Here is a 10,207-nt window from a genome sequence, read left to right as displayed (position 1 = left end):
CGGCGACCCTCGGCACCGACTACACGGGCATCAGTGCTACCGGCACGACCAAGACGGTTACGTTTGCGGCTGGTTCTGCGACTGCCACCGTGGTGGTCGATCCCACTGCGGATACCACGGTTGAGGCCAATGAAACGGTGGTTCTCACCCTGGCCACAGGCAGCGGCTACGCTATCGGCACCACAGGTGCTGTTACCGGCACCATCACCAATGATGAGGTCGCTCCCGTGACTCTCCCTTCCATCAGCTTGGCCCTCTCTCCTGCAGCAGTCGAAGAAAATGGCACGGCCAATCTTGTCTATACCTTCACCCGCTCCGGCAGCACCAGTGCGGCTCTGAGTGTCAACTACACCGTGGGCGGCAGCGCCACCAACGGCAGCGACTACACCGGCATCAGCAGCGCCGGAACGACCAAAACCGTCACTTTCGCGGCGGGTTCCGCCACCGCCGTCGTCACGGTCGATCCCACCGCTGACACCACCGTCGAGGCGAATGAGACGGTTGCCCTCACCCTGGCCACCGGCAGTGGCTATACCATCGGCACCACGGGAGCGGTGACCGGCACCATCAGCAACGATGACTTGGTTTCTCCACCTCCTCCTTCCCCTGGTGGTTATATTCCTCTCACTTGGAATGATCCGATCTTTGCGTCGGTGGTAGAGAGAACCAGTACTCTTGTGCTTGGCCCAGGAGAGTCAGCTAGTAATGTATCCATCGTGAATGACTCTGGCATTTCATCGGTTAACACCAACGGGGATGCTGTAGTTGATCGCGTCCGTTCCAGAACTCGGGAAGGCATCCGACCGAGATTCGGAGAGCAGTATTTCAGCAATATGTATATTGAGGCTTATGGTATGGGGACTGACCACGCGGACGCACTCCAAATCTACTCGCCAGGCAGCGAAGGTCGTCTCACCATTAGAAACTCCACGCTGAGAGTGGATGGACAACCCGGCACTCCAAACGCGGCTTACTTTACAGACTGGAATGGTGCCAACGTCCTTGAAAACGTGCTCCTGTCGGGTGGTGGAATCTCTCTCTATGTCGCCGGAAATGGTGGAAGGTCACTGAGCCTCAAAAATGTCTACATCGAGAGGACTGGGAATCAGTACATAGCACCTTATAGCTTTGATCTGGTGAATGGCGTTCGCGTTGCGATTGTCCGATGGGAGAACGTTCGCTGGGCCAGCACCGTCAACGGACAACTAGTTCTTGGGGATCTGATTCCACAGCCTTATGGAGTTGCAAGGGACTACACAGATGCCATTACTGGAATAGACGGGCGGGACATCTTTGCGTTAACAACTAGCCGTAACATCTACGTGGGCCAAAACGGTAACGATATCTTCAGCCTGACCAGCCTGAATCAGTCCCTTTTTCCGGATTACGACTTCATTACTGATTTTTCCATTGGTTATGATGTTATTGATGGACCCAACACCCAGCCCATCACTCCCGTCATCATTTCTGGCCAGCCTACTGCCCTCTCCAGCGCTGCCATTGCCAATCTGCTCAACTCAAGCGGCAACTTTAATGCCAATGCTGCTGCAATCTTCACCTTTGGAGGCACTGATGGTAGGCAAATCTTCCTCGCTCTTAATGATAGCGTAGCAGGCTACTCGGCTTCCAATGACGCGATTATTGAAATCACAGGATATTCAGGCAACCTCTCGCAGCTTCAGGTGATATGAGCGACTAAGTGTGGTTTGCCACTAGGTTGTTGATTCCTTCAGCTGAGCGAGCCGCTGTTGGGGGGGCGTGACCCCCATTGCTGGCCCAGTTCCTCTGAGAACTGGTGGGTTGTCAGGCCGCTCTCCACTGCTGAAGGCCTCCAGGGGCGTACGCCCCTGGAACGCCGAATGCGGTCTGTAGGTGTTGTACTCCATTCGGTACTGTTTTGCCAACAGCCTGGCTTCCGGCACTGAGGTGAACAGCTCGATATTCAGGAATCTATCTCTGAACCGGCTGTTGAATGATTCCAAGAAAGGATTCTCCCAGGGTGAACCTAGCGCAATGTATGCCGTGACGGAACCGCTCTCTGTGCACCACTCTTGACGTGCATGGGCAATGAACTTAGGGCCATTGTCCATGCGCAGGTGAGTGGGTGTTGGAGATCGCTTGCGCAGCTCCTCGAGCTTGTCGATCACATCAACTGCTCTGCAACGTCGACCGACACGAATCGCCAGGCAGACGCGACTGAACTCATCAATCACATTGAGGAACTTGAGCCTGCGTCCATCGGCGGTGGCGTCGAACTGGAAGTACATGGCCCACATCTGGTGGGGATACTCGGCCCGGTGACGCCTCACCGAGCCATCCGCCGGCCGTGCACGCTTCCGCTTCCTCGGGGTGGGCCGCTGCAGACACTCCTCCCGCCAGAGCCGTTGCAACCGCTTGTGATTCACGGCCCACCCCTCCCGCCTGAGCAGTCGGTAGGCCATCCGCCGCCCCCAGCGGATGTGCTCAGCGGCGATCTCCCGTAGGCGATGCCGGAGCTTGGCCTCCTCCAGGTCGACGACCTTGACGCTGTGGCGCTGGGTGCTGCGGTGCTGGCCCACCACCCGGCAGGCGAGGCGTTCTGTGGCCCGGTAAAGCTCCTGCAGGACCACGACGGCCCGGCGGCGACGCTCCGGGCTCAGAAGTTTCCCTCGGCGAGATCCTTGAGCATCGCTTTTTCCAGCTCCGCCTCCGCCAGCAGCTTCTTGAGCCGGGCGTTCTCCTTCTCCGGCTGGGTCAGTCGCCTAGCCTCCTCGGCCTGCATCCCGCCGTACTGCTGTCTCCAACGGTGGTAGATGGGCTGTGTCACCTCGATGACCCGGCAGATATCGGCGACGGTCTTGCCCTGGGCAATCAGCTGCTCGGCAGTCTTGAGCTTGCGGATGATCTGCTCGGCTGTGCGTCTGGTGCTTTTCATGGTCGAGTCCCCTGCCTAGTCTGGCCGGCCGAAGACTCTCATTCACTCTGGACCGGTTCCCGGGATCCACGTCACTGCTATACCGCCTGACCGGAATCTTGCCAAACATTTGCAGGCGGTGCGCTCGCTGATTCCATGCTCAACAGCCATTGAGCAAGACTCTTGCTCTCGTCGAGGTGCTGCCGAATCAGGTGTACCCAACCGATCGGTGTCGGCGGGCATTGGTGTGTCTGGTCTTTGGCTGTTGGATCGCACTACAATACTGTCGGCTTCACACCGATTTGTAAACCGGAACAACCTGATGGCACAAAACTCCTAATCGACTGCCCTCTAGCAAATCTCGAGTGCACTAAAGCTCTGCGCCAAGATACCAACAGTTCGGCAAAGAAAGCGTAGCATTGCCTGTGTTATCACAATCAAGAGGATTTGGGAATATCGTCTGATATGATTTACGAGAAATACGATCGTTTCTCAGAAAGGTAAACTCCATTGTTTTGGGAATTGTTATCCCCGCTTTCCTGATTGTACCGTGGAAGTTATTTGGGTGAATGTGAACACATGAATGATTTTGTAGAATCTTTTCGAATGCGCGGCTTGCCAAGTTGAAAAATGGGTCACTCCAAAGCAGGTCAAGGTAGTGAAACTCCGCAACGATGATTCTGAATCTGGTCATTAGTGAGTTCGAAGTTGACAGAAATACTTCGTATTCGTGCCCCTCAATGTCGATCTGTAGCAACAGGTCAGAGTCTTTCTCCGGAACTGAAGCACACACCCATTCGTCAAGAGTCATGAATTCCTCGTTGGATATAGCGCCGACAAACGTCTTCGTAAAGTGGAAGAGTTCATGCTCTTCTGCTGGTCCATCAACAGATTTATCGGCTAGAAAGACTTTCATTCCACGCTCGGCACAATCCATTTCGAATCCTGATATGATGCTGACACCAGGTGAAAAACATGCATGAATCTCCTCAAGATCGTCTGGGAGCAAGTAGCCACCATCACCCTTAGGGCCCAAGCGAATTAGCTTTTTGTTTGGAGATAAAGGGTAGAGGCTTGTCAATAAAGAACGAAGTCTGCAAGGATCTGTCATCTTGGTTGGAAATGCGTTTGCGTAACCAAGGACATTTATGAGAGATGACTTTAGGGTTTGTTTCATGATCTTTCTTGGTAGTAAAAAGTCTTCCTGTGAACCGTTTAGGCCGACCGTAGAAGGTGCAGGACTATAGATCCTGTGCTGATTTGCCACCCTGGCTCCCGTCTTGCTTGGCCTAGTATGAATTCTGAAGGAGGCATCACCGGTTCATGCTTTGTTTAGCGGTGTAAAGACCTCCTTTGCGCGACGTCCGGAGAGAGGTGTCACTCTGTAGGAGGAGATAATGGAAAGACTATATTTTACAACAGCACTGAGCCTTCAGTTCTGGAGTCATGTCCAGAATCTCATGCCATCTTCTCTCCCATGTGTGCTTGGTTAGTACCTCGCGATAGTTCCTCTCTACCAAGGGAAGATACGAGTCGTAATGTTTGAGAATGTGATCGATCTGTTCCACGGGAGCATCGAGATCTGCTTGGATTACCGGATCATAGTCAAAGAGATGGCGCATGTCATGGGGTGTTGAACCGACAATAAGACACTTCGAAGCCATCGCTTCGAGATAACGCAGCGTCATTGTTGATACGTTACCCGCGCGAGCGGGATGCGTCTGGTTTGCTGGAAAGCAGATTGAAATGCGAGCACTCGCCAAGGCAGCCGACATTTCTTGATGTGTTGGGAATTTACGAACACCGCTAAGGTAGGTTCGCTGTCGGTTGTCCTGAATTGCTGACAGTGCGTTATGGTGGCTTTCGAGTGTCCGTCCGAGGTTGATTACGTCAAGCTTCTTATCAAGAGAGTCGGACGATGAATACAGCTCTGGTGAAATTCCTTCGGGAACATATTTAACTCGGGAGCTGCCGAGTTTTGCAGACAAGACTTCTTGGCTCTGGAGCGCAGTAACGTAGAGTACATCAACCGAATACTTGTGAACAAATCTTGTGATTTTGTCGTATTGCCCCGGCCACGCATCAAATAAGAAAACATACTTTTTGGCCCTAGACATGGACCAAGGTAGACAATTAGATATCTTCATCCCCATCATGACAGCAAAAATGCAATCTGGCCCGACAGAGGCGAACGATAGAGATCCGGTTACCATATCAAGCGCCCGAAAGAAGCCCCTTCGAATCATTCCACTCCCCGGCCGGACCGTATGACTCTTGGTCTTACGGGCGATTGCATCGCCAAGGCCCAAGACCGGCGTCATGTACACGTCAGATGTTCCGTCCAAAACCACCGCTAGGTCTGATGAACTTCCCAAGTGGGCTCTACCGATTCGCATGCAACGACTCCCTAAGGAGATAATCAACATTATACAGGCTACTTCCGGGACGGGACACTAGTGAACTCCTATGCTTGGCGCATTCTAGGGCGCGCTGCGCTTGGCATCCTGCGAGCCACAGCCTTGCGGATGCGATCAATGAACAGGACCACACGTCCGCCAAGACGAAGTGTAAGCGGAACCTTGAGCATCCAGCGATGTATTCCTTGGTGGCGCCGAACTAGCCTAAGCTCGGCAGCGATTGGTCCTTGTATAGAGGGTTGCTGAAGCATAGGTTTTGACAAGATGCACTTGAAGACGATTTCTTTAGCGTCTAGGTGGCTCAGTTCGTCTTTCATTGCCGTGACGCCGATACCTACGGTGTCCTCGTGCTTGATAACGAGCGGTTCCCGTAGGAGCCCCCATGGGCCGAGTGTCGCTAACCGAAGCGACAGCTCATAGTCTTCAAGGAGGCGCAAGCTGGCATCAAAGCCGCCCACATGCTCAAATGATTCGCGCCGGATGGCCGCAGCCTGATTGAACAGTAGGAATGTATTCATCAGCACCGAAATTGGATTTTCCAGGATCGCGTTTTCATATGGAAGTCTGAGACTGGCCAGAGAAAATGAAGTCCGTGGAGAGAAACTAGATCCATCGCTGTAGGCTGCATTGCAAATACAGCACGGCAGTGAGGGACCATGAGCCTGCATCATATCGACCTGCCTCTCGATCTTTTCCGGCAGCCATTCGTCGTCCGAGTCGAGGAACGCAAGGATTTCCCCATGTGCCATCGAAGCACCTAAGTTGCGCGCCAGCGATGGACCGCTGTTCTTCTGCTGCAGAACGACTATCTGTTTACCGAACTGTTCAAGTACTTGGGCTGTGCCATCGCAGGAGCCATCGTCAACTACAATAATCTCAATGTTGCCGTGAGTCTGGGCAAGTGCGCTTCGGACGCAACGACCGATCGTCATTTCCCTATTGTAAGTGGGAATGATTACGGACACAAGAGGCGTCATGTCTCAGCTTGTTTGGTAATGGTCTGAATTAACCCACTATGGGGGTATCTCAACAATCTTACCACCTGATACTGTTGATGTGGGATGGAGTGAAAGGAGCTGATTATGGCAATTGTTGCCCAAAGAAAAACTAGTGTCTGGTCGAAGTATACTACTGACAGCATCGTTGTCGCGTGAGCGAACAATGCCGATCCAAGGCACCATGTTGCGAATCTGTCATGTGACGAGAGATCCGTTCGATCCAATGCTGCGATGCCAACCCATGAAAACGCACGCCAGAGGATTGCCAAAAAAATCAAGAGTGCAGGCAGTCCGGCTACTACTGCGTAACCGATATAGGCATTTGTAATATCCGTATGTTCTGGCGTTGGGCCGGTTATAAGGGGCACCCAGTGTTTTGTTCTGTCTGTCCCGAATGCCCACCATTCGTGGAAGTGCACAATAAACATGTCAATTAGATAAGACCGGTGCCATCCGGTGCTGCCGCCTGTGAGGTCGATGCGGCCGATAAGGTAGTAAGGGGGCTGTTTCATAACGAAGGACAGCAGAATGTACACAACGATAAATCCTCTTGTGGAGTATTTAGTGATCGACCGAAACCGCCAAATACATAGCGCGAAGATTCCGAAGATCAGACTCATCAACGGCCCACTAGAGGCGCTCGCGAGAACCATCGTGAAGCAAGAGAGTATCCCGAGAATGGATAGCGCGCGATGAGATTTCCAGATGAAAGCGATCAGGGGAAGGCATGTCGCGCCTACTGATCCTGCCAAGATAGGATGGGCGAACGGACCAGAAGCTCGCACACGCCCCTCTCGGATCATCGGCGTTTCGGACACACCACCGAAGATGGCGAATATATTGTGCATGGTAGTCTGTTCTATCCACATGGCGATGGCGACAGGCACTAAGATTACCGCAATAGCGCAGATCATGAACTCCAAATCTTGCCTACTTCGGCACCAGATACGAAACAGAAAGTACGGTACTGTTGCGTTGTAAACTGTTCCGAGTGCGTAGACAGGACCTGAGCCAGGTGTGAACTTGTGAAAGAAACCGGCAAATACTACCCAAAAAGCCCATGCGATTACCAGTTTATCGATTGAGTTCATGCGTCCTTGGATATACTCACCCCTTAGCAAAACCCGCGCAATCCCAAAAATGAGGAGGATGCGGAATAGTTGAAAAGTGAATGGTCCGATTAGGATAGATTGACCTACAGTTGTGTAGCAGCAACCGAAGAGCAGGGGTAAGGGAGCCCAGCGGCGGGGAACTGCCACTGTGGTGATACCACACACGAGCAGGAAGGTGAGGGCAATGGGATTCATTCTTGCCTTGGGTGTTAAGCGCAGCTGTTAAGGGACTCGCCCCGACAAGCGAAAGAAAACAAGCATCAAACTCATAGTACCTGGTTAATCCTTCTTGCGGAGGCCTTGACCCATAATCTCACCCTTATGATGTTTGCGGAGTGACTTGTGAGCCTGCTCCTCTTTATCCTTCTGACGTGACCCCCTTTTATCGGTCCAGGGCTTATGAGAGTGGGTGGTCATGGTCATGCGGCAGCTCCCTGTTGAGCTGCCTCCAAGGGCGTACGCCCCTGGAGGGCCGAATGCGGCCTGAGCGTGTTGTACTCCCAGCGCCAACGATCGGCCAGGATCTGCGCCTCCGGAGCCGTGGTCAACAGCTCGGTATTGAGGAACTCATCCCGGAAGCGGCCGTTGAACGACTCGGCAAAGCCGTTCTCCCAGGGTGATCCTGGCTTGATGTAGGCCGTCCTGGTACCGCTGGCCTCGCACCAGCCCTGTAGAGCCTGAGCGATGAACTCAGGCCTGTTATCGGAGCGAATGAACGCGGGCGCTGGGTAGAGGCTGGTGAGCTCCTCCAACACGGATACCACGTCCCTGGCCTTGCAGCGCCTGCCCACCCGGATGGCCAGGCAGAGGCGGCTGTGCTCGTCGATCACGTTCAGGAACTTGAGCCTGCGGCCATCGGCGGTGGCGTCGAACTGGAAGTCCATGGCCCACACCTGGTGGGGATGCTCGGCCCGGTGGCGCCGCACTGAGCCGTCGGCGGGCCGGGCCCGCTTGCGCTTCCTGGGAGTGGGCCGTTGCAGGCCTTCCTCCCGCCAGAGCCGTTGCACCCGCTTGTGGTTCACCGTCCAGCACTCGCGCCGCAGGAGGCGGTAGGCCATCCGGCGGCCCCAGCGGATGTGATCCGCTGCGATCTCCCGGAGCTTGGCCTCCTCAATCGAGACAACCTTGCCGGGATGACGCTGGGTGCTGCGGTGCTGGCCCACCACCCGGCAGACGAGGCGTTCAGAAGCCCGGTAACGCTCCTGCAGGACCGTGACAGCCCTGCGGCGACGTTCCGGGCTCAGAAGTTTCCCTCGGCGAGGTCCTTGAGCATGGCCTTCTCCAGCTCCGCTTCCGCCAGCAGCTTCTTGAGACGGGCGTTCTCCTTGTCCAGCTGGGTCAGCCGCCTGGCCTCCTCGGCCTGCATGCCGCCGTACTGCTGGCGCCAGCGGTGGTACGTCGGCTGCGTCACCTCGATGACGCGGCAGACGTCGGCGACGGTCATGCCCTGGGCGATCAGCTGCTCGGCGGTTTTGAGCTTGCGGATGATCTGTTCGGATGTGTGCCTGGTGCGTTTCATGGGCGAGTCCCCGGCCAAGTCTGGCCGGCTGAAGACTCTCATTCACCCTGGACCGGTTCGCGGGGTCCACGTCAGCCCTGCTTTCTCTCGTGCCTGATGACAAGCGATTGCGCAGCACCCTTGCCCAGTTGCCGCATCAGATGGGCGGTACCTTCGGTTGGCTGGATTAGCGCAATGCCTCCATCTGCCTGACGCCGAGGAACGAGGCCCTGCCGGTTCAGGTGCTGCTGGAGTTGCTCCCCGATCGGAGCTGGGGTGCTGGATAACAGCCGCGAGGGGATGGACAGCGGCGCACCGCTGAGCAGCGCGGTGCTGGAGGAGGTGCTGTTCGCCCTGCAGGCGGCGGCGCCCCTGCCGCAGTGGTGCGACTCCGCTCCGGCCGCGCTAGCCCGCTTCGTCAGAATGCTGCTGCAAGAGATGGAGGGTGATAGTGAAGACCTGGTGGCTGGCCGCATCGGATTAGACCAAGTTTGCAGGTGCAGGGATGGTTCCCTGTCATACCCTAAATTGGTCCGCTGGCTTCGGGCTCAGAAGACTTCCTTGTTGGACTGCGGATTGGGTCCCATGCTGGGAATCCCTGCAATATGCTCACATACTCGTCGCAGTTCCTGGTTGATCACGAGCTCAGCCTGACGTCGCTGATCGCTATTCAGACTCGTGATGGCAGCCAGTTCATCTATCACGCGGGGGGTGATTCCAAGGATCGCATCACGTGCCTGGCGACAAGAGCGAAATAGCTCGGCCTTCACCTCGGCAACACTTACAAGCTCCCCTTCGCGTTCGTGCAGTTCAAGCTCAGCAAGGTCAGCGAGAGCCGCTTCCCGACGAGCCTTGGACTCCATCAGATCAGGTGGTCCACTCAGTTCGCTGGGGCGACGGCGATCGTTGCGTAAAAGTCCTGCAACGTGTTCGCGCAACCCACGCAGTTCCAATCCACGGCCAGATTCAAATTGCCGAAGCTTGCCCTCCTTCTTCAGGCGGTGCAGCGTTGATGGGCTCCGATAGCCACAGGCAGCGGCGGCTTCACGAAGGCTGACGACGGGCATCTGTTCCTGAGAATCATATATGGGAAGAGTCTACCGAGGCTGTAACAATGGGGAGGGGGATTCTGCGGGTTGCCAGGTGATGAAATACGAAGATTGTTCCCATTAACAGAATTCTGGCGCTGACGGTTTTTCGAGAGCCGCGGACCCGCTGGGCCCTCCCCCCGGCAGGAAGGACCCGTCTAGATCGTCGCGGCGTCTGTCCAGGCGGGCCAGCTGCGGGCC

The 10,207-nt window shown here is 55.2% G+C and carries 9 protein-coding genes; 1 reads left to right on the top strand and 8 read right to left on the bottom strand.

From position 1 onward, the window contains the following. The coding region (locus L107_RS02525) for a bluetail domain-containing putative surface protein (RefSeq protein ID WP_304523531.1) at positions 1–1,691 on the top strand (1,691 nt) is incomplete at its 5' end. Between the two features lie 21 nt (positions 1,692–1,712). Here the strand turns inward: L107_RS02525 and L107_RS02520 are convergent. The 8 genes from L107_RS02520 to L107_RS02485 form a co-directional block, all read right to left on the bottom strand. Then, entirely contained in the window at positions 1,713–2,609 is an 897-nt protein-coding gene (locus tag L107_RS02520) for an IS3 family transposase (RefSeq protein ID WP_159816301.1), read from the bottom strand. A 26-nt stretch (positions 2,610–2,635) separates the two neighbouring features. Next, on the bottom strand, positions 2,636–2,914 hold the full coding sequence (locus L107_RS02515) for a transposase (protein ID WP_159816300.1): 279 nt from the start codon (positions 2,912–2,914) through the stop codon (positions 2,636–2,638). Between the two features lie 349 nt (positions 2,915–3,263). After that, a complete protein-coding gene (locus L107_RS02510) occupies positions 3,264–3,974 on the bottom strand; it encodes an FkbM family methyltransferase (protein WP_201295779.1) in 711 nt (236 codons plus the stop codon). Between the two features lie 325 nt (positions 3,975–4,299). Beyond that, complete coding sequence (locus L107_RS02505; RefSeq protein ID WP_159816299.1) at positions 4,300–5,214, bottom strand: glycosyltransferase; 915 nt, start codon at positions 5,212–5,214, stop codon at positions 4,300–4,302. 143 nt (positions 5,215–5,357) lie between these two features. Further along, complete coding sequence (locus tag L107_RS02500; protein WP_159816298.1) at positions 5,358–6,287, bottom strand: glycosyltransferase family 2 protein; 930 nt, start codon at positions 6,285–6,287, stop codon at positions 5,358–5,360. Further along, on the bottom strand, positions 6,284–7,399 hold the full coding sequence (locus tag L107_RS02495; protein WP_159816297.1) for a hypothetical protein: 1,116 nt from the start codon (positions 7,397–7,399) through the stop codon (positions 6,284–6,286). Before L107_RS02495 ends, L107_RS02500 begins: the two co-directional genes overlap by 4 nt. A gap of 440 nt (positions 7,400–7,839) precedes the next feature. Further along, positions 7,840–8,939 (bottom strand): IS3 family transposase gene (locus L107_RS02490; RefSeq protein WP_370515329.1). Its coding sequence is split into 2 segments (ribosomal slippage): positions 7,840–8,678 and positions 8,678–8,939, totalling 1,101 coding nucleotides; the frame shifts between segments, so codons are not numbered across the junction. 527 nt (positions 8,940–9,466) lie between these two features. Continuing rightward, the gene (locus L107_RS02485; RefSeq protein ID WP_159816295.1) at positions 9,467–9,985 is read right to left on the bottom strand and encodes a hypothetical protein; all 519 of its coding nucleotides are present in this window, start codon (positions 9,983–9,985) and stop codon (positions 9,467–9,469) included. Between the last annotated feature and the right edge of the window lie 222 nt (positions 9,986–10,207).

It is taken from the genome of Cyanobium sp. Copco_Reservoir_LC18 (assembly GCF_009834675.1).
GTDB lineage: Bacteria > Cyanobacteriota > Cyanobacteriia > PCC-6307 > Cyanobiaceae > Cyanobium > Cyanobium minutissimum.
Note: the sequence above shows the minus strand (reverse complement) of the source record. Positions and strands in the feature narration are given on the sequence as shown.